Source organism: Lacimicrobium alkaliphilum (assembly GCF_002591895.1).
GTDB classification, from domain to species: domain Bacteria; phylum Pseudomonadota; class Gammaproteobacteria; order Enterobacterales; family Alteromonadaceae; genus Lacimicrobium; species Lacimicrobium alkaliphilum.
The window spans coordinates 78,401-103,635 of record NZ_NISX01000013.1; the positions used below are offsets into that span (position 1 = coordinate 78,401).

A 25,235-nucleotide genomic window follows, 5' to 3' on the forward strand; every position below is an offset into this window, starting at 1 on the left:
CCATGCTTTGGATTCCCTTTACCCTGATGGCCGCTTTTATGCAGGCCTGGCGCAATGCTTTTCAGAAAAAACTCAGTCATGAGGTGTCGGCCAGCGGCGTGACGCTGGCCCGCTTTGTGCTGGCTGGGCCTGTGGCGGCATTATATTTGTGGGGGCTGTATCAGATTCAGCCAGCCTCTGCCCCGGTCTTTACGGCCCCTTTGCTGGGGTTCATTCTGGGGGCGGCACTGATGCAGATCCTGGCGACCGCACTGATGGTGACTTTATTCAAGCGACGCAACTACGCTATCGGTGTTGGGCTGGCTAAGAGTGAAGCGGTACTGGCTGCGGCTCTTGGTGTGGCCTTTTTTTCCGCGTCACTGAGTCTGCTCGGCTGGCTCGGTGTTCTGATGGGCGCCATCGCCATACTGCTGCTCAGTGGCATTAATCGGGTCCGCACCTGGTCATGGGATAGTTTATTGCTGGGAATTGGCAGTGGGCTGGCCTTTGCATTAACGTCCCTGTGGGTTCGCCAGGCCAGCCTGGAACTGGGTTTACCCTTTCCACATGGTGCCGCCTGGGTGCTGTTGCTGGTCTTGTTGTTGCAGACATTGTTGTTAACCGGCTGGCTGCTGATGACCGACAGAGATACGTTGGTTGCCCTGTGGCGGCGACCGGGACTTACCCTGATCATAAGCCTGCTCAGCTGCCTGGGTTCAATTGGCTGGTTTACTGCCATGAGTCTTGAGACGGTGGCACTGGTTAAAACTCTGGGGCAGGTAGAAATCTTTTTCAGCCTGCTGATCTCCCGTTATATGTTTCGGGAATCACTGGCCAGAGCTGATAAATGGGGATTGTTATTGATTGTAGTGGCGGCGATCTGTGTGGTCTGGGCCTGATTGCCGTTTATCTGTATCGCCAAACCCTCGGCATACCCTCTTTCTGAACATCGCCGCTCATTCGCATCCATGCGACCGCGGCATACCGTCCTTTTGAAACAGGCCTCCTGCCTTTTTCAAAAGTCCAGCTTCGGCATCCTTGCCTCCGCGCTGTTCGCTGAAAATGCGTTGCATTTTCCGGGCGCTTACAGCCCCTGGACATAAAAAAACCGGCGTTTGCCTAATGCTTGTCAGTTAAACAAATCTGGCTTTTGTATGTTGACTTAAACGAGACATCGACCTCCCTGTCTTTTATGTCTCTCGTCCCTTCGAGCCAGTTACCTTTGTAAGGACACAAAGGTAACCGACAAAATTTTCTGGAAAAATTTTGAACATCCGAAGGATGGCCTTTGGTGAAATCTAGGGAAGGATTTCATAAAAGTCCCTCGCTCAGGACAGCTTCTGATTCCGTTTCCGAAGCAGGCTTACTGAGCGCACCGGCTTTCGCCATGACCGAACTTTGTGTGGCGTTAGGGGCGTGCTTTCTTTGGGTTACCTTGCTTTACACGAGTAAAGACAATTTGGTCGGGAACCAAATTGGACAGCTTTAGCTGGCCTGAAAGGCATTGGGCAGGGATGCCCAATGCAAAGGTAACTGGCACACCAGGGACGGTGCGTTATATCCGCAGGGACAGCCAGGCTATCTGTCTGACTAAAGCGTTTACAGAGATATAAAAATGCCAGTCAGCTTAACTGACTGGCACTTTTACAAGTCGGGTTATTGCTATCTTTCGCGCACTACCCGCAGGCCGATGTAGTTGGCTCTGAATTCAGGATCAAGTTCCATACGGGTCGAGACTCTGGCCAGGCGTGGCGCAAAGTTCCAGGCCCCGCCACGTACTACCGCGCCGTTACCTGCTGAACTGTTTATGGTCCATTCCCATACATTGCCGACGGTATCAAACAGACCGAATTTATTGCGGTCGAATGATGAGATGGGTGCCGCCGCGATATTCGACCACTGGCTGCCACACCAGCCGCAATTTGCGTTGCCGGTACCGACGCTGTCACCCCACCAGTAATCTGTTTCTGTACCGCCTCTGGCGGCATATTCCCACTCGATTTCAGTAGGCAGGCGATATTTCTTACCGCTCGCTTCGGTGAGCCAGTTTACGTAGGCCTGAGCGTCGCGTTGACTGATACAGACTACCGGATGTTTGTCACTGTTGGCATAACCCGGCGTGCGCCAGTTCAGTTGCTCCTGCCACACTGGCGCGCCCTGGTCGTAATAGGCGCAGCCCTTGTCTTTTTCGGCATCGGTAACATAGCTGGTTTCTTCAACAAAACTGCGGAAGTCGGCTACGGTGATCTCGGTTTCACCGATACCAAAGGAGTTATCCAGCGTCTGGGTTTCCACCGGCCGTTCATTTTCCAGTCCGGTGCCAGAGATGTCGCCCATACGGAACGAGCCCGCAGGTACCACGATAAGTTGTGGTCCGGGCTTATCTCCATGCAGAATATCCTGCACCTTCTCGCCTTTGTTAAAGGCAAACTGAGCGCGCTCAAGTTCTACTTTTAAGGTGGTACTTTCTTTTAATTCAATGGCGTCGGTGTAGGTTTCATATCCACGTTTGACCACCTCTATATCATGGGGCCCGGCTGGCAGCATAATTTGCAGACGCGTGGAGCCATAGCTGACACCATCAATAAAGACTTCATCGTCGTATACATTCGAGCGGATAGTCAGTTCATACATCACTGATTCGTCAGTGTTAATCTGACTATCGTCCCGGGGGACGGTAATCACTTTGGCTACCTCAGGAGGTGTGCGCTCTGCAACACAATAACGACTATCCAGCCCAAGTAGCTGACAGGCCTGAGTGCGTCTGAGGCTACCCTTAACATCCACGTTCATTTGTACGGCATAGTTACCAGCACCGCTGAAGCCATCACGTGCAACTTCACTGCGCAGAATCTGCACAAAGACATCGGAGTATGGGCGGTGTTGCCTTGCGGCAGCTGCTTCGGTAAGACCATCATATAGCTGGTCAAGAAAACGCTTGGAGGCTTTCTGTTTGGCCAGAGACTTACCTCTGTCAGTACATTTACCCAGTGTTTCATCTCTGTCACAGGTGATTTCGTGATTTACGGTAACATTGTCCTGGCGATTAAATTCTTTAACCAGACGATCCACCCGGGCGTTATTCAGCTGCTCTTTGAGGCTTTCAATCTTATTCAGCAGGCTGTGTTTGGACAGGCGCAGTTGCTCTACGTCCAGTAACTTTGATTGCCACTCTTTGTAACTGGTGGTAATGGCATCTTTGTTCTCTTTATGAGCGCGTACCGCTGCCAGATAAGATTCACGGGCTTCATTGATATCGATGCTGGGATCTTCGATCGTGCGTTCATACTGCACGTTCATTTCGTTCAGGCGTAGCTGGCGCGTGTGCTCCAGTTCTTTGCCTTTTTCTCTTAACGAGGCCAACTCCCGCTCAAGCTGTGCGGCCGCAGAGATCTCATTCTCCAGGGTCCGGTGATAGCTGTCGTATTCGCTTTGGTTGGTTTGAATTTGCTGTTGTATTTCCTCTACGGACAAATTTTCCGCTGCGATCAGGCCCGCCGAATGTATCAGGGCTATCGCTAGAGCAAGGTGTGCTATTCGCTTCATTATTCCATTCCAAACGGGTCGCCAGCCGGCAAACTGCTATTATTTTTTTGGGCGTAGTGTTACATCAAACGGCGACGATTAATTGTATGTCTAATTGTCGCAGTAAGGCCCTATGCTATTGAGTTGTCAAGTAAAGCGCAAGTATCATAGATGCTTATTGGCGATTAAATAACATAAGTAAATAAACCTGTAGCCTTTGTTATTGGCTGAGCAGCTGATTCAGCAAGCGGTCAAAGGAACGGTATTGCAGGGCCTCAGCCAGATGGGATTTATTGATTTGCTGCTGTTGATCCAAATCAGCAATGGTGCGGGACACCTTGAGAATACGATGAAAGGTGCGGATAGAAAGACCCAGACGCTCACAGGTATTGACCAGAAACTGCCGGTCACCCTGAGTTAGCTCACAATCCCGTTCCAGTTCAGTGTTATCCAGCTGTGCGTTGGCTTTGCCGGCACGTTTCAGTTGCAGTCTTCTGGCGCTGAGAACACGAGCCCTTACCACTTCACTGCTATCGCCTTTATCTTTAATTTGTTCCGCAAATTGGCCAGAGGGTAATTTTGGTACATCCACCTGCAGGTCAATGCGATCCAGAAAGGGGCCGGAAATACGATTCAGGTAACGTAATATCTGTTGCGGATTACTGCGTTTATCCTCGCTGCTACCTGTAGGACTGGGGTTCATGGCTGCAATCAACTGGAAGCTGGCCGGAAAACGGGCCTGACGAGCGGCTCTTGATATCGAGACTTCGCCTGATTCAAGGGGTTCGCGCAATACATCCAGCACTTTGCGTTCGAACTCCGGCAGTTCATCCAGAAACAATACGCCATTGTGGGCCAGGGAGATTTCTCCGGGTCTGGGGATGCTGCCGCCTCCCACCAGGGCCACGGCTGAGCTGGTATGGTGGGGATGGCGAAAAGGCCGTTGTCGCCATTGTTTTGGATCCACGGGTCTGCCGGCAATGGAATACACGGCGGCGGTTTGTAAGGCCTCCTCCTCGGTCATGGGCGGTAATATTGCAGTGAGACGGTTGGCAAGCATGGTCTTGCCGGTCCCGGGGGGACCGGTAAAGAGCAGATTGTGCCCGCCGGCTGCGGCGATCTCCAGTGCCCTTTTGGCCGCTGCCTGACCAACAATATCGCGCAGATCCAGCTGCACAGAAGATTCTGTCGTTAAGGTTGCGGCTGAGGGCTTTGCCAGTGGCAACACCTGCTGACCAATCAAATGATGATACACCTCCAGCAACTGAGAAGCCGGATAAAGTCGGGCCTGGCGGATGAGTGCCGCTTCTGTGGTGTTTTGCTGCGGTAAGATCAGACTACGGTTTTGTTTATAGGTCGCATAAGCCAGCGGCAGGGCTCCCTGAATAGCCCGCAGTTCACCGGTTAATGCCAGTTCACCGGTCAGTTCATGGCAATCCAGTGCTGACTGCGGAATCTGGCCTCCGGCGGCAATGATGCCAATGGCAATTGCCAGATCAAAACGTCCGCCATCTTTGGGCAGATCCGCCGGTGCCAGATTCACCGTTATTCGTCTGGCGGGAAATTCAAAGCCAGAATTGATCAGGGCGCTGCGTACCCGATCCCGGGATTCACGCACGGAGGCTTCCGGCAGGCCGACAATGTTAAAGGCAGGTAAACCGTTCGCCAGATGAACTTCCACCCGGATTGGCGGAGCTTCCACGCCAACACAGGCGCGGGTATGAGCGATGGCCAGAGACATGAATGCATCCTTTCGGTATTTGATTTCTCCTTACCTAGTTATAGCAACCTTTTGCTATCTGTGTGTTTAAATGCCGAAGTCAGTGGCTGCCTTTGAATACCGGTAATTGCCAATGCCAGCGTATGGCGGCGAGTCGCAACCCCAGGGTGACCAACAACCCCGTTATCATGGCCTGGCTGGTACTGCCATCAAGCCAGGTGCAAAGCACATATAGTATGCCGCCGATGATGCAGGTGGTTGCATACAGCTCACCTTTAAGAACCAGGGGGATCTCGCGGCAGATCACATCACGGATCAGGCCACCAAATACCGCGGTCATGGTACCCATGACTATGGCAATAAAGGGGCCCGTGCCATAGTTCAGCGCTTTTTGTAGCCCCATGACATTAAAGAAGGCCAGCCCCAGAGCATCGGCCACCAACAACAGCTGGTAGGGAAATTTGTGGGTGATACGCAGCCACACAATGGTCGTAAAGGCGGCAATCAGAATGGCGTAAAGAAAGTCCGGCTGCTGAACCCAGAACACCGGCAGATCCAGAATCATATCTCTTAAAGTACCGCCGCCAATGGCAGTGACAGATGCCAATACCACGACACCAAAACCGTCCATATATTTTTTATAGGCCATTAATGTGCCGGAAATGGCGAATACTGATACGCCAAAAAGATCGATCCAGTGCAGCCATTGGGCCATATTATTCGTCCGGGTTAAGCTATGTGACTACGCAATACTCTAACCTTAGTCACTGAAATAACAATAGCTTTGCTGCTCGAAAAGGGTCAGTCAGGCTAAGTGATAATGAGTCATTCTGTCCTAAATGGTGGCGGTTAATGAAAGGGTATTAGGATAATCCTGATGAATATTCTGAAATTAATTCTTGATCTGTCCTTTAGCGCCATGGTACTTCTTATAGGCAGTGACGTAACTTGACTAAAATAGGGCAAAAGCCTTTTTATGAACCAATTCGCAAACCTTCTTCTTACAGTCGTACTGGTCGTGGTGATTATTCCATCTCCGCGGGGGAAGCGTTTGGCCTGAATTAAGTCCAGATTCAAAAAAACCCCCGCACGAAAGTCCGGGGGTTTTTTATTGCCTGAGGGTCAGGCAAACCGGCAACTAAACTAACAGAGACAAGAACATGACAGGCGCACAGGCAATCTTAAAATCGCTTATTAAGCACGGTGCAGATCGGGTTTTCGGCTATCCGGGTGGGGCCATTATGCCTCTTTACGATGCATTGCTGGATTCGCCTGTGCGCCATTTTCTTTGTCGTCATGAACAAGGCGCAGCCTTTGCCGCTATCGGCTATGCCCGTGCTACGAACAAGGTGGGTGTGTGTATTGCCACTTCAGGCCCCGGCGCCACTAATCTGCTCACCAGCCTTGCCGATGCCAAGCTGGACTCGGTGCCACTGGTCGTGATCACAGGCCAGGTCGCCCGCACGTCAATGGGCTCCGATGCGTTTCAGGAAGTGGATGTGTTGGGCCTGAGTCTGAGTATCTGCAAACACAGTATGCAGGTGATGGAGCCGGCAGATTTACAACCAGTGTTGAACCGCGCCTTTGCGATTGCAAAAGAGGGAAGGCCAGGACCGGTTTTAGTGGATATTCCCAAAGATATACAGCAGGGTTTTGTACCAGAGGATGTTCCGGAACAACCCGCTGAACAACCCTTGCCGCAAGCCAAAGACACGGCCATCCATGCGGCGAATCATTTGCTGGAACAGAGTCAGCGTCCAGTTGTGTATATCGGTGGTGGTGTGAGCATGGCCAATGCCGTACCGCAGTTGCGCGATTTTCTTAACCGAACCGGTTTACCTCAGGTCAGTACCCTGAAGGGGTTAGGCAGCGCCGAGAATCATCATTCTCATTACCTTGGTATGTTGGGGATGCATGGACTGGCGGCGGCAAATCTTGCGGTGCAGGAAGCCGATTTACTGTTAATTATTGGTGCCCGGCTAGATGACAGGGTGACAGGCAAACTGGAGGAATTCGCACCACAAGCGAAAATCATTCATGTGGATATCGATCCGGCGGAAATCCACAAGCGCCGCCATGCTGATGTCAGTATCCTCGGTGACCTTCAACAGATTCTGCCGGCGCTCGATTGCCACAGCCAGAAATCCTCCTGGCTGGAGCGGGTAGAAAAGTTAAAACAACGAAAAGCATTCAGCTATGCTGCGCATCAGGCTGGCGAAGATATTGATGCGCCATCGCTGCTCAGAAGCTTAAGTGATCTCAGTGAAGAGGATGCCATTGTCAGTTGTGATGTGGGTCAGCATCAGATGTGGGTGGCCCAGCATATGCAGTTTTCACATCCTACCCGTCATCTGAGCAGTGGCGGCCTGGGCACCATGGGTTTCGGTCTGCCAGCGGCTATTGGTGCTCAGGTGGCTGAGCCCGATAAGCAAGTGATGGCCGTATGCGGGGACGGCTCTTTTATGATGAATGTACAGGAGCTGGGTACCCTGCGCCGTTACCAGATGCCGGTAAAAATTCTGATTCTGGACAACCAGCGTCTGGGCATGGTGAAGCAGTGGCAGGAGCTGTTTCATGATGAGCGTTACAGTGAAACGGACCTGTCGGATAACCCGCCATTTAGTCAACTGGCACAAGCCTTTGGTATAGCAAGCTGTGAAATTACCGATGCGGCTGAGGTGCCAGCGGCACTGAAAACCATGCTTGAGCACCCCGGGCCGTATCTTTTACACGTGCGCCTGGATCACAAGGCCAATGTCTGGCCGATCGTACCGCCCAATACCGCCAATCATAAAATGTGGGAGCAAGCCCGATGACCTACGACCTGGAATTATTTTTGTCTGATCAACCCGCTGCGCTCGAGCGCGTTTTACAAACTACCCGCTACCGTGGCTTTAAAATAAGCCAGCTGCAGATGCATAACAGTGGTGCTGGTTTACAGTTGTCGATGCAGGTATCCGGCCCACAACCCATTAACATACTGACGACCCAGCTACATAAGTTGTATGATCTGGCCTCACTGAATATTGAGCAAACATTGCCACAAACGGCATAACAAGGAACTATCATGGCTAAGAAACAAGCTGAGTTTATCTGGTTTAACGGTAACATCATGCCCTGGCAGGAGGCGACGGTACACGTCATGACCCACGCCATTCACTACGGTTCTTCCGTATTTGAAGGGGTGCGGGCCTATCATACCCCCCATAAAGGAACCTGTATTTTCCGTCTGCAGGAGCATACTCAGCGGTTGCTGGACTCGGCAAAAATCTATCGGATGACCATTCCTTACACTGCAGAGCAGATCGATCAGGCCACCAAAGACATCATCAAAAAGAACAATCTCAAGTCTGCCTATATTCGCCCTATCGCCTTTTATGGCGATATCGGTATGGGCTTGCAGGTACCTTTCGGGCAGGAAACGGAAATGGTCATCGCCGCCTTTGAGTGGGGAGCATACCTGGGTGAAGAGGGTCTGCAAAACGGTGTTGATGCCGGCATAACTTCCTGGAACCGACTGGCCGCCAATACCATGCCAACAGGTGCCAAGGCCGGGGGCAATTATCTGTCTTCACAGCTTATTTCCATGGAAGCCAGACGCCACGGTTATCAGGAAGGTATCGCTCTGGATATCAATGGTTACCTCAGTGAAGGGGCCGGTGAGAACCTGTTTATTATGCGTAACGGGGTGATCTCAACACCACCAAGAACCGCTGCCATTTTGCCCGGAATCACCAGAGACACAGTTATTACGCTGCTGGCAGAGATGGGCTATACCGTAGTCGAAGAAAACATTCCCCGTGAAGCGCTGTATCTTGCCGATGAAATACTGATGTGCGGTACCGCAGCGGAAGTGACGCCGGTGCGCAGTGTCGACGGTATTAAAGTGGGTAACGGTAGCCGTGGGCCCATCACCGAAAAAGTGCAGTCGGCATTTTTCGGCTTGTTTGACGGTACCACAGAAGACAAATGGGGCTGGCTGACGCCGGTCGAGTAAATAGTTAGCGGATCATAGCCCAGCAACCTTTGAATTGGCAATCTGCCAACCAATAACATCAGGTTATCAAAGGTGCTGGATATACCCGGATGTAGCGAAGCGAAATCCGGGTTGGGATCTATCAACTATGCGAAACACACTAACTGAAGAATAACCTTCAGTGACAGCAATATAAGGGTTAAGCAATGCCAAAATTACGTTCAGCGACCACCACACAAGGCAGAAACATGGCCGGCGCCCGGGCGCTGTGGCGCGCCACGGGTATGCAGGAAGCAGATTTTGGCAAGCCTATTATTGCCGTTGCTAATTCTTTTACACAATTTGTACCCGGCCATGTGCACCTTAAAGATATGGGCCAGCTGGTGGCCCGCAGTATCGAAGCGGCCGGTGGTGTGGCCAAGGAGTTTAATACCATAGCGGTGGACGACGGCATTGCTATGGGCCATTCCGGCATGCTCTACAGTCTGCCATCGCGGGAAATTATCGCCGATTCGGTAGAGTACATGGTCAACGCGCATTGTGCAGACGCACTGGTGTGTATATCCAACTGCGACAAGATAACGCCTGGGATGCTGATGGCGGCATTGCGCCTGAATATCCCGGTGGTGTTCGTCTCAGGAGGGCCGATGGAAGCGGGTAAAACCAAACTCTCTGACCAGATTATCGCACTGGACCTGGTGGACGCCATGGTCGCCTCCGCAGATGACAAAGTCAGCGATGAAGACAGTGAAGCGATTGAACGCTCCGCCTGCCCTACCTGTGGATCATGCTCTGGCATGTTCACAGCTAACTCGATGAACTGCCTGACTGAGGCACTGGGCTTGTCTTTGCCTGGTAACGGTTCGATGCTGGCCACTCATGCAGACCGCGAAAAGTTGTTTGTTCAGGCTGGTGAAGTAGCAGTGGATTTGTGTAAACGCTATTACCAGCAAAATGACGAAACGGCCCTACCACGTAATATTGCCGGCCGGGCAGCTTTTGAAAATGCCATGAGCCTGGATATCACCATGGGCGGTTCGTCAAATACGATTCTGCACCTGTTGGCGGCCGCCCAGGAAGCCGAACTGGACTTCACCTGTGCCGACATTGATCGCTTGTCACGCAAAATACCCCATTTGTGCAAGGTGGCCCCGGCTACCCCCCAATACCATATGGAAGATGTGCATCGCGCCGGCGGCGTGATTGGTATTCTGGCCGAACTGGAACGGGGCGGTTTGTTGCAGAGTGACGCACCCCATGTGCTGGGTAAAACCATTGGTGAAGTGATTGCACAGTGGGATGTGGTGAATACCGAAAATGAACCGGCCAGAGAATTCTACCGGGCCGGGCCTGCGGGTATCCGTACCACCAAAGCCTTTAGTCAGAATTGCCGTTATCCGACTCTGGATACCGACCGTGAACAGGGTTGTATCCGCAATATGGAGCACGCCTTTAGTCAGGAAGGCGGCCTGGCGGTACTGTATGGCAATCTGGCCGAAGACGGCTGTATTGTGAAAACCGCCGGGGTGGATGAAAGTATTCTTAAATTTACCGGCCCGGCACGTATTTTTGAGAGTCAGGACGCTGCGGTGACCGGCATTCTCAACAATGAGGTGCAGCCCGGCGAAGTGGTGATTATTCGTTATGAAGGCCCCAAAGGCGGCCCGGGCATGCAGGAGATGCTCTATCCTACGTCGTACCTGAAATCCAAAGGCCTCGGCAAAGCTTGTGCACTGATCACTGACGGACGTTTTTCCGGAGGCACCTCGGGCCTTTCGATTGGCCATGTGTCACCGGAAGCCTCAGCAGGCGGCAACATTGCTTTAGTTGAACCAGGTGATCAGATCGCCATTGATATTCCTAACCGGCGCATTGAGTTATTAATCAATGCTGAAGAACTGGCAAAACGGCGTAGCGAAATGGACGCTTCCGACAAGCCCTGGCAACCGGCCGACCGTGAGCGCCATGTGTCTCTGGCGTTAAAGGCCTATGCCATGCTCGCTACCAGCGCCGACAAAGGTGCCGTGCGCAATAGGGCCCTGCTGGAGGGGCAGCAGTAATGGTGTCAGAAGCCGACTATCTGAAAAAAATTCTGCTCTCGCCCGTTTATGATGTGGCTGTACAGAGTGATCTGGTGCGCCTGGATAAACTCTCGGCGTCGCTGGGCAATGATATCTGGCTTAAGCGCGAAGATCAGCAGCCGGTAAAATCCTTTAAACTGCGCGGCGCCTACAACCGGCTCTGTCAGTTAACGCCGGAGCAAGCTGCGGCGGGCGTGATCGCCGCTTCGGCCGGTAATCACGCGCAGGGCGTGGCGTACTCGGCGCGTATCAAGCAGATGAAAGCTGTGATCGTGATGCCGGAGACCACGCCGGAGATCAAAGTCGAGGCGGTGCGCACCTTTGGCGGTGAATACGCCGAAGTGGTGCTGCACGGCACCAGTTTTGATGCTGCCAGCAAGCATGCGCGGGAACTGGCGGATAAGCAAGGGCTTACCTTTGTGCCGCCTTTCGATGATCCTGATGTGATTGCCGGGCAGGGCACTATTGGCCGCGAACTGCTGGAGCAGAATCCCCATCTGGATACCCTGTTTATCGCCGTAGGTGGCGGTGGCCTGGCCGCCGGTATCGGCGTGTACCTCAAGCAACTTAAACCGGATTTAAAAATTGTCGCGGTGGAATCGGAAGAATCCGCCTGCCTTAAGGCGGCCATGGAAAAAGGTGAGCCGGTGGATTTGCCTTCAGTGGGCATCTTTGCCGATGGCGTGGCGGTTAAACGTATCGGCACCGAACCCTTTCGTTTGTGCCAGCAGTATGTGGATGAAGTGATTACCGTTTCCAGCGATGAGATCTGTGCGGCAATTAAAGATATTTTCGACGATACCCGGGTCATCGCCGAGCCTGCCGGTGCGTTGTCGGTGGCCGGTATCCGCAAATATGTGCGTGAAAACGGTACTCAGGGCCATAAAATCGGCGGCATACTGTGCGGCGCCAATATTAATTTTCATACTCTGCGTTATGTGTCTGAACGCTGCGAGCTGGGTGAGCAGAAAGAAGTGGTGTTTGCCGCCAAAATCCCCGAGCGCCCCGGTGCGTTCAGGCATTTCTGTGAGTTACTGGGTGGGCGCGCCATCACCGAATTTAACTACCGTTTTGCAAGCAATAAAGAGGCGCATATTTTTGTCGGCCTTAAACTGCGCGAAGGCCGGGAAGAATTTAAAGCCATCGCCCGGAGCCTGAATCAGGCCGGATATCAGCTGTTTGATCTATCCGACAATGAAATGGCCAAGCTGCATGTGCGTTATATGGTCGGCGGCAGACCACCTAAGCTACTCAACGAACATATCTTTTCCTTTGAGTTTCCCGAGCACCCGGGCGCACTGATGAAGTTTCTGGATACCCTGGGCGAGCGCTGGAACATTACCCTGTTCCACTACCGCAACCACGGCGCCGCCGAAGGCCTGGTGCTGGTAGGCTTTGATATTCCGGCCGATTCACGGGCCGATTTTGATCCATATCTGACTCAGTTGGGGTATCAGTTCGAAGAACAAACCACTAATCCTGCATACCGCTTCTTTTTATCGGATCTTAATGGGGTGTTTGATTAAGCCCGATTTAATGTCAGTAAATCAGGTATTGAGCTGTTGGAATGATTTAACGCGAGACCGCCAATTGGCGCGATGTATAGGGAAATCGTCAAGTTGCGGAATTTTGGACAGTTTAGCTTACATACTTAGTAACATCATAAAATTGACTAAGAAATCAGAACTACGCTATGTTAAGAGAAGTGCTGAAAATCATGGGCCATAAAGTAAATCAATGTTTTTCCGATAAAAAACATATTGGTAAAGTAATTGAATAATATATATACTACGCGGCCGTTTATGTTACTAACCAAGGAGAATTGCAATGTCTGCAGCACCAGCGAAAAACCACGACTTTCAGCTGTTTAATCGCAGCAGCGATGATGTTGTGCGTGCTCGCGCATTCCTTGGTAATCACGCCAGAATCATTGAAAAAGCCTTAACAGAGGCAACCGAAAAACATCGTGAAACTATTAAGGAATTAGCGAAAGTTTAGCTATATTCTCATGGAAGAGGATAAAAGTTGTCCCGGTATACGGTATCTTTCATGTCAAGATATAGAGCTAATCAATGAGGCGGTCATAAAGTTCACCCCCAAGGAACAGTGTGGGGTGATGAGCCGCCATAGCTTAGAGTCTCTCCAGCAAAGTCCCAATCTCTACCGATATTATGAACAATGTGAAGACATATTTACCTTAGCTGCAGTTTTATTCATTAAAATAAACAAAGCCCACGCCTTTCATAATGGGAATAAGAGGACGGCTTTCATAGCATCGGTAATCTTTTTGCGGGCAAATGGATTCATATTTGAACCCTCATTGGAATCTGTGATGGACGTTTCTATAAAGGTCGCGATAAACGAGCCTGATTACGATAATCCTCACTTACTATCAAGCTGGTTCAAGGCTTTCTGTAGAGAAGTCGAGGGCATGGAGCTCAACGAAGTTGAAGATGGAATACAACAATCATCTTCTCAACTTAGCTTGTTGAAGTCATTGGACTAGCTTCTTATCGACAATATCCCCTATTATTAATAATGTCATATACTCCTTACTCCCCCGCCAGATACTCCTTAATGGCGTTTAAGAACGGTTCGCCGTAGCGGGCCAGTTTGGTCTGGCCGACGCCGCTGACTTCAAGCATCTGGGCGTTATTGGTGGGCAGTTTTTCCGCCATATGAGACAGGGTCATATCGCTGAATACCACAAAGGGCGGTACCTGATCTTCCTCGGCAATGGCTTTGCGCAGTTTCTTCAGTCTGGCGAACAGGGCGCGGTCGTAGTTGCGGTTATCCAGTTTGGCTTTTTTACCCAGATTCAGGTTCATTCTGGGTACGGCAAGATTCACTGCCATCTCACCTTTTAACACCGCCCGTGCCGCTTCGTTGAGCTTAATGACAGCGTTTTGGGTGATATCCACCCTTGCCAGGCCCTGATGAATCAGCTGGTTTATCAGGTTATGCCACCAGGCGTCTGACTCCTCTTTACCAATGCCATAGGTGCTGAGCTGGTCATGACCGGCATCAATAATACGTTTGAGTTTTTTACCCCTGAGTACATCAATCAGATACTGGCTGGCGGCACTTTGCTCCAGCCGGTAGATACAGGACAGCACTTTTTGCGCGGCTACTGTGCCGTCGAAGCGTTTGGGCGGATCCAGGCAGATATCACAGTTGCCACAGGCGGTGGCATTGTATTCGCCAAAGTAATTTAACAGCACCTGGCGGCGGCAGGTCTGGGACTCGGCAAAGGCCTCCATGGCGGCAAAACGCTGTAACTCTACTTGCTGGCGCTGCGGGTTTTCGGTCATGCTGATCCATTCACGAATGCGCGCCACATCTTTTTCATCAAATAGCAGCAGCGCCTCGGCCGGGCTGCCATCTCGCCCGGCACGGCCGGTTTCCTGATAATAGGATTCGATAGTACGGGGCAGATCGTGGTGGGCCACAAAGCGCACATTGGGCTTATTAATGCCCATGCCAAAGGCCACGGTGGCCACGATCACATCGATATTATCGGCAATAAAGTCACGCTGAATGATCTCTCGAATTTCTGGCTCCATTCCAGCGTGGTAACCGGCGCAGTTAATACCGCGGTTGGCCAGTTTATAACTCACATCATCTACTTTCTTGCGGCTGTTACAGTAAATAATGCCGCTGCCTTCCTGCTCGCGGATATAGCGCTCTAACTGATCAAGCGGCTTATACTTTTGTACCTGGGTGTAACGGATATTGGGGCGATCAAAGCTGCCCTGATGCACAAAGGGTTGTTGCAGATTCAGCTGTTGCAGAATGTCGGCGCGGGTAGCAGGATCGGCGGTGGCAGTCAGCCCCATTACCGGCACACCGGGGAAAAAGTGTTTAAGCTGGCCCAGGGCCATATAGTCCTGGCGAAAATCATGGCCCCAGTGAGATACACAGTGAGCTTCATCCACGGCGAACAGGCTGACCGATAAATCCTGCAGGCGCTGAATAAAATAGGGCTGCATCAGCCTTTCCGGTGCCACGTAGAGCAACTTAATCTGACCGTCTCTGACCTTAGCCATCACCTCTGATTGTTGTTGCGGCGATAAGGCCGAGGTCAGGCAGGCCGCCTGTACGCCGGAGGCCTTCAGGGCATCCACCTGATCTCTCATCAGTGATATCAGGGGTGAAACCACTACCGTCAGCCCTGGTAACAACAGGGCTGGGATCTGATAACAAAGGGATTTACCACCGCCGGTGGGCATCAGCACCAGGGTATCGCGACCTTCCACACAAGCCTGAATCACTTCCTCCTGCCCTGGCCGAAATGCCTTATAGCCAAAGATATCGCTCAGAATTGCCAGTGGTGACTGTTCAGCTAAGGGGGAGGCAAGGGCTTCTGACAAAGGGGCTCTGTGTGGCAGTTAAAACAGGCCCACAGTTTACCGGGGCACAGAGGTTGTTACCACCTTGGCGGCCGAATTGTTATGATAGACATACTAACAGGTCATACCAGAGGCAGTGATGGCGACACCACAAATAGTACAGAGCAACGAACTGGCTGAATATGTGGCCAGAGTTTTTCGCGAACAAATGCCATTTAACAAAATGCTGGGGCTGCAAATCAGCCAGTTTGACGGTGAGGGCGTGGAAGTGCGACTGCCCTGGCATGATGGTCTGATGGGTAATCCCCTGCAAAAGATTCTGCATGGCGGTGTCACCGCTGCAATTCTCGATACCGTAGGAGGGTTGATGGCCATTCTCCATATGGTAAGGGATATGCAGGATCTGAGCATGGAGGACTTTCAGCGTCGCCTTGGCAGAATGGGTACCATCGATATGCGCGTAGATTATCTGCGCCCTGGCAAGGGCAAAGAATTTATCGCCACCGCCAGCGTGCTGCGAAAAGGCAGTCGTGTCGCCGTATGCCGGATGGAGCTGCACAATGAAGAGGGCGAGCATATCGCCTTTGGCACCGGCACCTATATGGTGGGGTGAATGGCGTCTTACATCGCGGGATTAAGCTTCTGCGTGACTAAATTTGTCTTTGTTGACAAGTATGCCGTTTTTTAAGAGTCTGTTGCAGCACGGCAAGGGAAAGCCATAGGCTATCCCTGCCTTATAAAAAGTAAAAAAAGGAAGTATCCATGTCGAATTACAACGAATATAAAGTCATTCATATCGCTGAAGGTGGCTGTGGCACGATTTTACTGGGGGCCAGTGGTCTGCCACTGAAAAGAATGGAGTCCACACTCAACAAGGAGGCGGCAGATGGCTGGCAGGTGGTTTTCCAGGTTGTAGAGAAGAAACGCTTTTGGCTATTCTGGACCAGAGAAGCGGTGATCGTTACGCTCGGCAGGCAATAATATGTTTGTAAGGGGCCTCAAGAAAGCCATCAGGTGGTATCAGTCTAAGGGAGGATCCAGGCACTTTTTTAATACTGAATGCAACTTCATTCCAAGTTGTTCTGAATACACCTATCAGGCTATTGGTACCTGTGGACTCATCAAAGGGCTTTATTTGGCGGGTAGCCGGATAAGACGCTGCAGCCACCCGGATTGTATTGAAAAAATTTATGACCCGGTTAATAAGGAAAAACCATGTCACTTGAGCAATTAAAACTGGAAGAAGATGATCTGCGCAAAGAAATAGCAGCTCTGTCACAGGATCAGAAAAAGGCTTACTACCAGACAGAAGAGAAACTGGTAAAAGATCCTGATACATACGCAGTACTAAACTATTTTTTTCTGGCCGGCTTACACCATTTTTATCTGGAAAAATATGCTCATGGATTGGTCAACCTGGTCGTCATGCTGTTCGGTCTGCTGTTTATTCAGAGCTTTGGCATTGTTCTTTTTGTTGTCATCATCCTGATCGAGTTGCCACAGCTGTTCCGCAGTCAGTCTATTGTGCAGAGATATAATAATGAAGTGATGAAAAGCACACTCAGGCAGGTACAGAACATTGCCTGATTCCGGGCAGCGTAATCCTGGCCATATGCAGCCCGATAATCGGGTCCGGAAATCATGGCTGTTTATTGTGGTATCTATGCTGGTGGGGTTGTCTCTGCTTGGTTATAAAACCTATACCACCCTACTGCCTGCTGCGGCTGAATATATTGCCGAAAAAATTCCAGCTGAAATTTATCAGATCATTGGTGAGTCAACATTAGAAGACCTCGACGCAGGTGAGTTCGCTCCCAGTGAGCTGGCAGAGGAGCAACAGAATAAAGTGACAGAGCAGTTTAATCAGTTGCTCAGTGAAATAGAGTTTAAGCCGGATGAACTGAGCCTGCATTTTCGCCAATGGGATCAGCATATCAACGCCATCACACTTATGGATGGCTCAATAGTTATAACAGATGAATTGGTTAATACCCTGAACGAGAGACAGCTCAATGGTGTGTTGCTGCATGAAATTGCTCATATTCACTACAATCACCTGATGGAAAAGACGGTTCAGTCGTCTTTATTCTACGTGATGATATCAATGCTCCTCGGAGATACGGGGCTTATGGGCGACTTACTGATTGAGAGCTCTGCACTGGGTTATAACCTGACGTATTCAAGAACTCTTGAACAGCAGGCGGATGCTTTTGCGGCAAGCAAGCTGATTGCCCTGTACGGTACTGCCGAGCCCATGCTGGGTGTATTGAAACTGTTATCAGAACAACAAAAGCCACAGTATCAGTGGTTAAGTACCCACCCTTCCTATTCACAGCGGGAGAAAACGTTCGGCGGCATCACGCCTTAGGTTATCAATTACTTTTTCTAATCCTTGCTGCTAAAAGCATTCGTTTGCTTTGCAGGCCTTTATCACCGAAGATAAGCGCCTGTTCCACCGGTGAAAAAACACTCAATGTCTGATAAATCTGCCCGTACCGGAGTCTTGCTGGCCATCGCTGCTTATAGCATGTGGGGTTTTGCGCCCATGTATTTCAAGTTGCTACTTGAGGTGCCGGCGCCGGATATTCTGTTGCATCGGATTATCTGGTCGATGCTGATACTGGTGGTACTGGTCATCGCATTGGGGCAGTTTGTTAAAGTCCGCAAGGCCCTGCTCACCCCGAAGGTAATGAAGATCCTGCTGGTTTCCGGTTTGTTACTGGGTGGCAACTGGCTGCTGTTTATCTGGGCGATCAATAACGATCATCTGCTGGATGCCAGTCTGGGCTATTATATTAACCCCTTGTTAAACGTGGCCTTAGGGCGGATTTTTCTGGGTGAACGGTTGCGTCGGATGCAGAAGATCGCGGTGGGGCTGGCGCTTTTTGGCGTAGGAATCATGATCGTGTCTTATGGACAGGTGCCCTGGATAGCACTGGCGCTGGCAGGCAGCTTTGGCATCTATGGACTGCTTCGCAAACAGGTGGATGTGGATTCGATGCCCGGTTTGTTTCTGGAAACCTTATTGATGATGCCGATGGCGATTGCTTACTGGATCTGGTTTGCCAGCCCCGCCAGCAATATGTTTGAAAACACCAGCGCCCTGAACCTGACCCTGATGTGCGCCGGTATTGTCACTACCGCGCCGTTGTTATGTTTTACCGGTGCCGCCCGGCGGATTATGTATTCTACACTGGGGTTCTTTCAGTATATCGGCCCCAGTATTATGTTTGTGCTGGCGGTATTTTTATACCAGGAGCCATTGCATCAGGAACGACTGATGACCTTTGCTCTGGTATGGGCTGGTCTGGTTCTGTTCAGTTTCGATTCCTACCGCCACTTTCAGCGTAATCGTAAAGCCAGAAAAGCAGCTATGGCGGCGGGCGCCTGAGATTGTTGTTTGCTTGCTTATGCGCTCACAGGGTACTACCATAGTAACACCCCGCAAGGCCTCGAGAGTTACTATGTCTACAACTTCATTGAAACTGCCAAAGGATATAAAAGAACTAGCGGCCGAAGCTGCGAAGCACCAGGGTGTTACTCCCCACGCATTTATGGTCGATGCGATCCGAACGGCCGCCATCGCAGCGGAAAAACGTGCCGCCTTCGTATCTGATGCGGTTGCATCAAGAGCCGAAACTCTGGAGTCCAAAAAGGGCTACTCTGCGACTGAGGTGCACAGCTATATAAGAGCCCGCGCGCGCGGTGAAACGATCTCTGAACCAAAGGCCAAGCCTTGGCGCAGCTGATCTATTCACGGTGTGCGCTTGGCGATCTTAAAAGGCTCACTGACTTTCTCCTCGAAACGGATTCGGTCGCAGCTCTGGAAACAACAGAACTAATTCTGGAAGCAATACAGGTTCTGGAGAATCATCCCTTTGTAGGACGTCCTGCTGAACAGGATATGAGAGAACTGGTTATATCCCGTGGCCAGAGCGGTTATGCTGCTCTGTACAGTTACGAGGAAGCGCACGACACAGTGCTGATTCTTGCCATTCGACATCAACGGGAAATGGGCTATGTCGAGGAATAGAGGGGCCCGATGGTCGGTTTTTTTACGCAGGAGTCAGCCTGGCATAGCTTAATACCAGCCATTTATTGCCCACCTCGCTAAAATTCACCTGTACTCTGGCATGCTCTCCGGAGCCTTCATAGTTGAGTACCGTGCCCTCACCAAATTTGGGGTGAACAACCCGTTGGCCCAGGGAAAAGCCGGTGGAATCAAAAGCAGAGTGGGAGGTGGCAGGAGCAAAGCGATTCTGTACCGGCCGTGATACCTGAGTATTGCGCAGGCGAATCTCTTCTATGCAGTCGGTTGGGATCTCACGCAAAAAACGTGAGGGAGTATGGTACTTTTCCTGGCCATAAAGTCTGCGACTTTCAGCGTAAGTGATGACCAACTTCTCCATAGCCCTTGTCATGCCAACGTAACAAAGACGGCGTTCTTCCTCCAGTCGCCCTGGCTCTTCTGCACTCATCTGGCTGGGAAACATGCCCTCTTCTACGCCGCCAATTAACACCAGTGGAAATTCAAGACCTTTGGCGCTGTGCATGGTCATCATCTGCACCGCATCCTGATGGCTGTCAGCCTGAGATTCACCGGCTTCCAGTGAAGCATGGGCCAGAAAAGCAGACAGCGGCGTCATATTTTCAGCCTCTTCAGGCATTTCAAATTGTTTGCAGGCGGTAACCAGTTCTTCGAGGTTTTCTATGCGTGCCTGGGCCTTTTCACCCTTTTCCGCCTGATACATGGCATACAATCCCGAGCCTTTTATGACGTCTTCGGCTTGCTGCTCCAGAGCCAGTTCCAGGCTGTCCTGTTGTAGCCTGAAAATCAGATCGACAAAGCCCTGCAAGGCATTGGCGGCACGACCTGACAAGCGTTTTTCCTGCAACATCTGCAATGACGTCTGCCATAAGGACTGTTCCGTTACTTTGGCGGTTTCACGGATTTGCTCCAGAGTACGCTCGCCTATTCCGCGGCTTGGGGTATTCACAACCCGCTCAAAAGCAGCATCGTCGAGCGACTGGTTGATCATACGCAGGTAACCTAAAGCATCTTTGATTTCCTGGCGCTCGAAGAAGCGCAGGCCACCATAGATTCGATAGGCAAGCCCTTCGTGCAGCATGGCTTCTTCCAGTACCCGTGACTGGGCATTGTTGCGGTACAGCACGGCACAGTCAGACAGAGCGCCGCCTTTGTCATGCCACTGGCGGATCTGTGCCACAATAAAACGGGCCTCGTCGAGGTCGTTAAAGCCGGCATAAAGAGAAATAGGCTCGCCATCCACACCGTCGGTCCACAGTTCTTTTCCTAACCGGCTCTGATTGTTCTCAATTACCGCATTGGCGGCCTTGAGGATTTTGCCGGTGGAGCGGTAGTTCTGCTCCAGGCGAATGGTCTGTGCGCCGTCAAAATCACGCAGAAAGTGCTGGATATTGTCCACATTGGCACCGCGCCAGCCGTAAATAGACTGATCATCATCACCCACAATCATCATATTATTGTTGGGGCTTGCTAATAGCCGTAACCAGGCGTACTGGATATTATTGGTATCCTGAAACTCATCTACCAACACGGCGCGGAAGCGCTGTTGATAATGCTGTAAAACACGTGGGTGGTTAACCCAAAGCTCGTGGGCTCTTAGTAACAGCTCGGCAAAGTCCACCAGCCCGGAACGGTCACAGGTGTCCTGGTAGGCCTGGTAGATCTCTTTCATTCGCTGTTGTGCCGGATCGCCGTGAGTTTCAATGTGTTGTGCCCGCAATCCCTCGTCTTTATTGCCGTTGATATACCACTGAATTGGCTTGGGCGCCCAGTGTTTTTCATCCAGATTCAGTGCCTTGAGTACCCGGCGGATCAGGCGATATTGATCATCAGAGTCGAGAATCTGGAAGTTTTCCGGTAGCCGGGCTTCTTCATAATGAGTACGTAATAGCCGGTGCGCCAGACCGTGAAACGTACCGATCCACATGCCCTGCAAGGAGGAGTGCATCAGTTTTTCCACGCGGGCACGCATTTCCCGGGCAGCTTTGTTGGTAAAGGTAACCGCCAGAATACCAAAGGGGGAGATACCTTCCACTTCCATCAACCAGGCCATCCGGTGCACAAGTACACGGGTTTTACCACTACCGGCGCCGGCCAGTACCAGCATATCTCCGGGCGGTGCGGCGACGGCCTCACGTTGCTTTTCATTAAGGCTGTCGATGAGTCTGGATACATCCATGGTGTGTTATCTCATAAGTAGTGGCGCGTAAACTGCGGCAAGTATAACAGCTGTACTGTGTTTTTATACACCAGAAGCCCTGAACACTGTTCCACTTTGATACTAGTTGTTTACCAGCTGCAACAGTTCTTCAAGTCGGTCAAGCTGCACATGGGGTAATACGCCGGCGGGTTCATCACTGATACTCATGGGTCGGTTCGCAGCAAACCAGGCTGCCTGGTAGCCTGCATTGAGCGCCCCGGCAATATCGTTTCTCAGGCCATCGCCAATATGCAGAATTTGCCTGGTGGGAATGCCGAGATGTTGCTGTGCTGCGTTAAACATGCAGGTATGGGGTTTCATCGGCTGTTTCATGCTGGCGTGATAACAGGCGCTGAAATATCCGGCAATACCAATTTTCTCCAGGTTGACATTACCATTGGTAATGGCCACCAGCGGTAACTTTTGCGCCAGTTTATCAAGTAAAGAACAGACGCTCTGATCTACTTTAAAATCGCTGCGCTGCGCATAGAAGTAGTCAAACGCCACTTGTGTTGCCGTTGCCAGGGTTTCGCTGCGATAACCGCATGAATGCAGGCCCTGATAGAGCTGCTGCCGTCTCAGCTCGCCCATATCGTTGTGCAGGTCCGGTCGTTGTTGTAACAACTCTGCTTTGATCTGGCGCCAGAACTCAATGCCATGTGTGGCGGTATCGGGGTATTCGAGATGCAGAAAGTCTAATAGCGCGCGTTCCGCTCTGACCATGATCCTGTGGTTGTTATACAAGGTGTCATCAAGATCGAACGACAACGCCGTAATAGGCTGTAGCGGGCGGTAAATAATCATATATCAGCTTTTACTCTTCCTGGCTCTGGGGTGGGCTTTGTCATATACCTGTGCCAGATGCTGAAAATCAAGATGGGTATAAACCTGGGTGGTGGTGAGATTAGCATGGCCAAGTAGTTCCTGGACACCACGCAAATCACCGCTGGACTCCAGCACATGGGTGGCAAATGAATGGCGTAATTTATGGGGGTTCAATGGTTGGTTTAGCCCTTGCCTGATCGCCCACTGCTGCATCCGCTGGGCGATTTGCCTGGCGGTAATCCGCCGCCGTTGTTTGCTGATAAAAAGCGCTTTTTCTTCAGCCGGAGCCAGCTCACCTCTGACTTTCAGCCAGGCCTGCAGGGCATCCCGGGCAATCCGGCCTACCGGCAGCAGACGTTCTTTATTGCCCTTACCCCTTACCCTTAACTGGTGCTTTCCATCTTCCAGATTGTCCAGGTTGAGGCCGGTCAATTCAGCCAGTCGCAATCCACAGCTGTAGGTTAGTTCCAACATGGCTTTGTCACGGATCCCCAGTACATCTTCTCCGGGGTTGAAATCCAGCAACTGGCTCATTTCATCTACATGTAATTGTTTGGGCAGTGGGCGGCCTTTCTTCGGCGCCTGAATACCGGTTGTGGGATTACTGGTCAGTTCACCCTGTTGCAGCAGATACTGGCAGAAAGTACGCAAAGCGGAGAGTTTCAGGGCGATTGAGGCCGGGCTGTGGCCTTTTTGTCTGGCCTGATTGAGCAGTTGGCGAATATGTTGCGGGCTGAGATCTGCCCAGCTTTTCAGGGCCAGTTGCTGATGAACATCCTGCAGTTGCTGTGCGTACGTATCCAGGGTTCGTTTTGCCAGATTGCATTCGTTGCGCAGGTGAGCAAAAAAATCTTCCAGCCGTTGGTCATTGCACCCTGTGGCTGATTCGACCATCACATCAGTATTCCGCGAGCTGAGGAACCACCAGAGTCAGAAATTTCTGCAACTGAGTAATCAGCAGGGTGTCCATGCCGGGGTGAAAATGATGTGGCTCGTCACTGCCTACAGCCAGCAGCCCCATTTCACCACGCTCACCCAGCAACATCATGGCCACAGAACCGACGGGGCGATTGTTAAACAGCATTTTTTGTTCCTGCTGGCTGAGCCGGCCAAGATAATAAATATTGTCATTGAAGCGTTTTTCCATCAGATGGCGCTTACTGGCTTCTGGCAGGTCATCATCAAAGCCAAACAGCTTCAGCGACAATGTTTGCAGATCTAATTGATGTAACAGTACCTGTTCCAGGGTTTTGCGGGCATCAAACAGTGTCCGGCAACGAAACAGGCGCAGATTAAGATCGGCATAGATACGATAAATCCGCTCATTTTGTTTGGCGGTGGCCATCAGCTCATTGATTTGCATTTGTAGCTGGCGAACTTTCAGACGCAGTTGCTCCGCCTGACGCTCTACCAGAGAAACGGTACCTTTTTGCTTATGGGGTAATCTTAGATTGTCGAGAATTTCGGGAAAATAAAAGAAAAAATCCGGGTTGGCCAGCAGGTATTCCTTGACGGCTTCCGGTGCTAACGATGTTAACTCCACTGCTGGTGTGGCTTTTTCTTGTCTCGACATGTCACTCATAGGCTGATACTTCCATCAAATACATGCTCTGCCGGCCCCGTCATCTTTACTACCCGATCACGGCCCTGCCAGCGTATGGTCAGCGTACCACCCGGAAGGTCGACCCTGACTTCTGATTCCAGTTTTCCCCAAAGCTGCCCTATCACCGCAGCGGCACAAGCGCCACTTCCGCAGGCGAGGGTTTCGCCACTACCACGTTCATATACACGTAGTTTGATATGAGAAGGTGAGATGATTTGCATAAAGCCCACATTCACCCCTTCAGGGAATCGTTCATGTTTTACCAATAAAGGTCCCAGTGTTTCAACTGGTGCCTGATCAATATCCTCCACTTCCATCACGCAGTGGGGATTGCCCAGAGATACGGCACCACAAAAGATGGTTTGCTCGTCCTCGCGGATGATATAGGTGGCCTCTTCCTTATTGGCTTTAAGGGGGACTTGCGCAGGTTCAAACTGGGGTTTACCCATATTAACCGTCACCTGACCATCCCTCTCAAGATACAATACCATTCGTCCGGCTCTGGTGCCTACGACTATTTTGTTCCGGTTAATCAGTCCTTTATTACGCACAAAGCGGGCAAAGCAGCGCGCACCGTTGCCGCACTGGGATACCTCAGTGCCGTCGGCATTAAAAATACGGTAATGAAAGTCCTGATCGGGATCATAGGGAGGCTCCACCAGCAACATCTGGTCAAAGCCGATACCGAAATTGCGATCTGCTAGCTGTTTAATCTTGTCCTTAGAAAAAAATACGTTCTGGGTAACGTTGTCGATAACAATAAAGTCATTACCCAGTCCCTGCATTTTAGAAAAATGAATCTGCATCGGTACCACTTATTTTAAGTAACAGCTTTACGTCCATCCGGGATCAACGGTTAAAACATCCATTCCTGTTAAGCCGATCCCGGTTTGTTGGCTTTAGCTCTGTTACTGAACTCTGAATAAGTC

The 25,235-nt window shown here is 51.1% G+C and carries 25 protein-coding genes; 16 read left to right on the forward strand and 9 right to left on the reverse strand.

Annotated features, from left to right (window positions below; genetic code table 11):
- Positions 1 to 2: 2 nt before the first annotated feature.
- A complete protein-coding gene (locus CDA54_RS13180; protein ID WP_099035484.1) occupies positions 3 to 878 on the forward strand; it encodes a multidrug transporter in 876 nt (291 codons plus the stop codon).
- A 763-nt stretch (positions 879 to 1,641) separates the two neighbouring features.
- Here the strand turns inward: CDA54_RS13180 and CDA54_RS13185 are convergent.
- The 3 genes from CDA54_RS13185 to CDA54_RS13195 form a co-directional block, all read right to left on the reverse strand.
- Positions 1,642 to 3,525, reverse strand: a complete 1,884-nt coding sequence (locus tag CDA54_RS13185) for a formylglycine-generating enzyme family protein (RefSeq protein ID WP_099035485.1) — start codon at positions 3,523 to 3,525, stop codon at positions 1,642 to 1,644.
- 199 nt (positions 3,526 to 3,724) lie between these two features.
- Positions 3,725 to 5,245: a YifB family Mg chelatase-like AAA ATPase gene (locus tag CDA54_RS13190; RefSeq protein ID WP_099035486.1), complete on the reverse strand. Its 1,521-nt coding sequence runs from the start codon at positions 5,243 to 5,245 to the stop codon at positions 3,725 to 3,727.
- A 79-nt stretch (positions 5,246 to 5,324) separates the two neighbouring features.
- Positions 5,325 to 5,939: a trimeric intracellular cation channel family protein gene (locus CDA54_RS13195; RefSeq protein ID WP_099035487.1), complete on the reverse strand. Its 615-nt coding sequence runs from the start codon at positions 5,937 to 5,939 to the stop codon at positions 5,325 to 5,327.
- 445 nt (positions 5,940 to 6,384) lie between these two features.
- Between CDA54_RS13195 and ilvG the strand changes: the two genes are divergently transcribed.
- The 7 genes from ilvG (at position 6,385) to CDA54_RS20015 (ending at position 13,787) form a co-directional block, all read left to right on the forward strand.
- The gene (ilvG, locus tag CDA54_RS13200; protein ID WP_099035488.1) at positions 6,385 to 8,040 is read left to right on the forward strand and encodes an acetolactate synthase 2 catalytic subunit; all 1,656 of its coding nucleotides are present in this window, start codon (positions 6,385 to 6,387) and stop codon (positions 8,038 to 8,040) included.
- On the forward strand, positions 8,037 to 8,279 hold the full coding sequence (gene ilvM, locus CDA54_RS13205; RefSeq protein WP_099035489.1) for an acetolactate synthase 2 small subunit: 243 nt from the start codon (positions 8,037 to 8,039) through the stop codon (positions 8,277 to 8,279). The genes ilvG and ilvM overlap by 4 nt, the downstream gene beginning before the upstream one ends.
- Before the next feature lie 12 nt (positions 8,280 to 8,291).
- The gene (locus CDA54_RS13210) at positions 8,292 to 9,221 is read left to right on the forward strand and encodes a branched-chain amino acid transaminase (RefSeq protein WP_099035490.1); all 930 of its coding nucleotides are present in this window, start codon (positions 8,292 to 8,294) and stop codon (positions 9,219 to 9,221) included.
- 185 nt (positions 9,222 to 9,406) lie between these two features.
- Positions 9,407 to 11,260: a dihydroxy-acid dehydratase gene (gene ilvD / locus CDA54_RS13215; RefSeq protein ID WP_099035491.1), complete on the forward strand. Its 1,854-nt coding sequence runs from the start codon at positions 9,407 to 9,409 to the stop codon at positions 11,258 to 11,260.
- Positions 11,260 to 12,807 (forward strand): threonine ammonia-lyase, biosynthetic, encoded by a 1,548-nt coding sequence (gene ilvA, locus CDA54_RS13220; protein ID WP_099035492.1) that lies wholly within the window; start codon positions 11,260 to 11,262, stop codon positions 12,805 to 12,807. The genes ilvD and ilvA overlap by 1 nt, the downstream gene beginning before the upstream one ends.
- A 301-nt stretch (positions 12,808 to 13,108) precedes the next feature.
- A complete protein-coding gene (locus CDA54_RS19615; protein WP_180237216.1) occupies positions 13,109 to 13,279 on the forward strand; it encodes a hypothetical protein in 171 nt (56 codons plus the stop codon).
- Positions 13,280 to 13,289: 10 nt separating this feature from the next.
- Positions 13,290 to 13,787 (forward strand): type II toxin-antitoxin system death-on-curing family toxin, encoded by a 498-nt coding sequence (locus CDA54_RS20015; protein ID WP_099035493.1) that lies wholly within the window; start codon positions 13,290 to 13,292, stop codon positions 13,785 to 13,787.
- Positions 13,788 to 13,833: 46 nt separating this feature from the next.
- On the opposite strand, the gene recQ is transcribed toward CDA54_RS20015, so the two are convergent.
- A complete protein-coding gene (gene recQ, locus CDA54_RS13230; protein WP_099035494.1) occupies positions 13,834 to 15,651 on the reverse strand; it encodes a DNA helicase RecQ in 1,818 nt (605 codons plus the stop codon).
- A 118-nt stretch (positions 15,652 to 15,769) separates the two neighbouring features.
- Between recQ and CDA54_RS13235 the strand changes: the two genes are divergently transcribed.
- The 8 genes from CDA54_RS13235 (at position 15,770) to CDA54_RS13270 (ending at position 19,663) form a co-directional block, all read left to right on the forward strand.
- Entirely contained in the window at positions 15,770 to 16,243 is a 474-nt protein-coding gene (locus tag CDA54_RS13235) for a thioesterase family protein (protein ID WP_099035495.1), read from the forward strand.
- 149 nt (positions 16,244 to 16,392) lie between these two features.
- Positions 16,393 to 16,611 carry a DUF4177 domain-containing protein gene (locus CDA54_RS13240; protein WP_099035496.1) on the forward strand — a complete coding sequence of 73 codons (219 nt, stop codon included), beginning with the start codon at positions 16,393 to 16,395 and terminating at the stop codon, positions 16,609 to 16,611.
- A gap of 1 nt (position 16,612) precedes the next feature.
- Positions 16,613 to 16,864, forward strand: a complete 252-nt coding sequence (yidD, locus tag CDA54_RS13245) for a membrane protein insertion efficiency factor YidD (protein WP_099035497.1) — start codon at positions 16,613 to 16,615, stop codon at positions 16,862 to 16,864.
- The gene (locus CDA54_RS13250) at positions 16,846 to 17,217 is read left to right on the forward strand and encodes a TM2 domain-containing protein (RefSeq protein WP_099035498.1); all 372 of its coding nucleotides are present in this window, start codon (positions 16,846 to 16,848) and stop codon (positions 17,215 to 17,217) included. Before yidD ends, CDA54_RS13250 begins: the two co-directional genes overlap by 19 nt.
- Positions 17,210 to 17,998 (forward strand): M48 family metallopeptidase, encoded by a 789-nt coding sequence (locus CDA54_RS13255; protein ID WP_099035499.1) that lies wholly within the window; start codon positions 17,210 to 17,212, stop codon positions 17,996 to 17,998. The genes CDA54_RS13250 and CDA54_RS13255 overlap by 8 nt, the downstream gene beginning before the upstream one ends.
- A 105-nt stretch (positions 17,999 to 18,103) precedes the next feature.
- Positions 18,104 to 19,021 (forward strand): EamA family transporter RarD, encoded by a 918-nt coding sequence (gene rarD, locus CDA54_RS13260; protein WP_099035500.1) that lies wholly within the window; start codon positions 18,104 to 18,106, stop codon positions 19,019 to 19,021.
- A 73-nt stretch (positions 19,022 to 19,094) separates the two neighbouring features.
- A complete protein-coding gene (locus CDA54_RS13265; protein ID WP_099035501.1) occupies positions 19,095 to 19,379 on the forward strand; it encodes a hypothetical protein in 285 nt (94 codons plus the stop codon).
- The gene (locus CDA54_RS13270) at positions 19,367 to 19,663 is read left to right on the forward strand and encodes a type II toxin-antitoxin system RelE/ParE family toxin (RefSeq protein ID WP_099035502.1); all 297 of its coding nucleotides are present in this window, start codon (positions 19,367 to 19,369) and stop codon (positions 19,661 to 19,663) included. The genes CDA54_RS13265 and CDA54_RS13270 overlap by 13 nt, the downstream gene beginning before the upstream one ends.
- Before the next feature lie 22 nt (positions 19,664 to 19,685).
- On the opposite strand, the gene uvrD is transcribed toward CDA54_RS13270, so the two are convergent.
- The 5 genes from uvrD to dapF form a co-directional block, all read right to left on the reverse strand.
- Positions 19,686 to 21,857, reverse strand: coding sequence for a DNA helicase II (uvrD, locus tag CDA54_RS13275; RefSeq protein WP_099035503.1), 2,172 nt, complete (start codon positions 21,855 to 21,857; stop codon positions 19,686 to 19,688).
- Between the two features lie 102 nt (positions 21,858 to 21,959).
- A complete protein-coding gene (locus tag CDA54_RS13280) occupies positions 21,960 to 22,682 on the reverse strand; it encodes an HAD-IA family hydrolase (RefSeq protein ID WP_099035504.1) in 723 nt (240 codons plus the stop codon).
- A gap of 3 nt (positions 22,683 to 22,685) precedes the next feature.
- Positions 22,686 to 23,597, reverse strand: coding sequence for a tyrosine recombinase XerC (gene xerC, locus CDA54_RS13285; protein WP_099035549.1), 912 nt, complete (start codon positions 23,595 to 23,597; stop codon positions 22,686 to 22,688).
- 4 nt (positions 23,598 to 23,601) lie between these two features.
- Positions 23,602 to 24,285: a DUF484 family protein gene (locus tag CDA54_RS13290; protein ID WP_229748158.1), complete on the reverse strand. Its 684-nt coding sequence runs from the start codon at positions 24,283 to 24,285 to the stop codon at positions 23,602 to 23,604.
- Complete coding sequence (gene dapF, locus CDA54_RS13295; protein WP_099035505.1) at positions 24,282 to 25,112, reverse strand: diaminopimelate epimerase; 831 nt, start codon at positions 25,110 to 25,112, stop codon at positions 24,282 to 24,284. The genes CDA54_RS13290 and dapF overlap by 4 nt, the downstream gene beginning before the upstream one ends.
- Positions 25,113 to 25,235 lie beyond the last annotated feature (123 nt).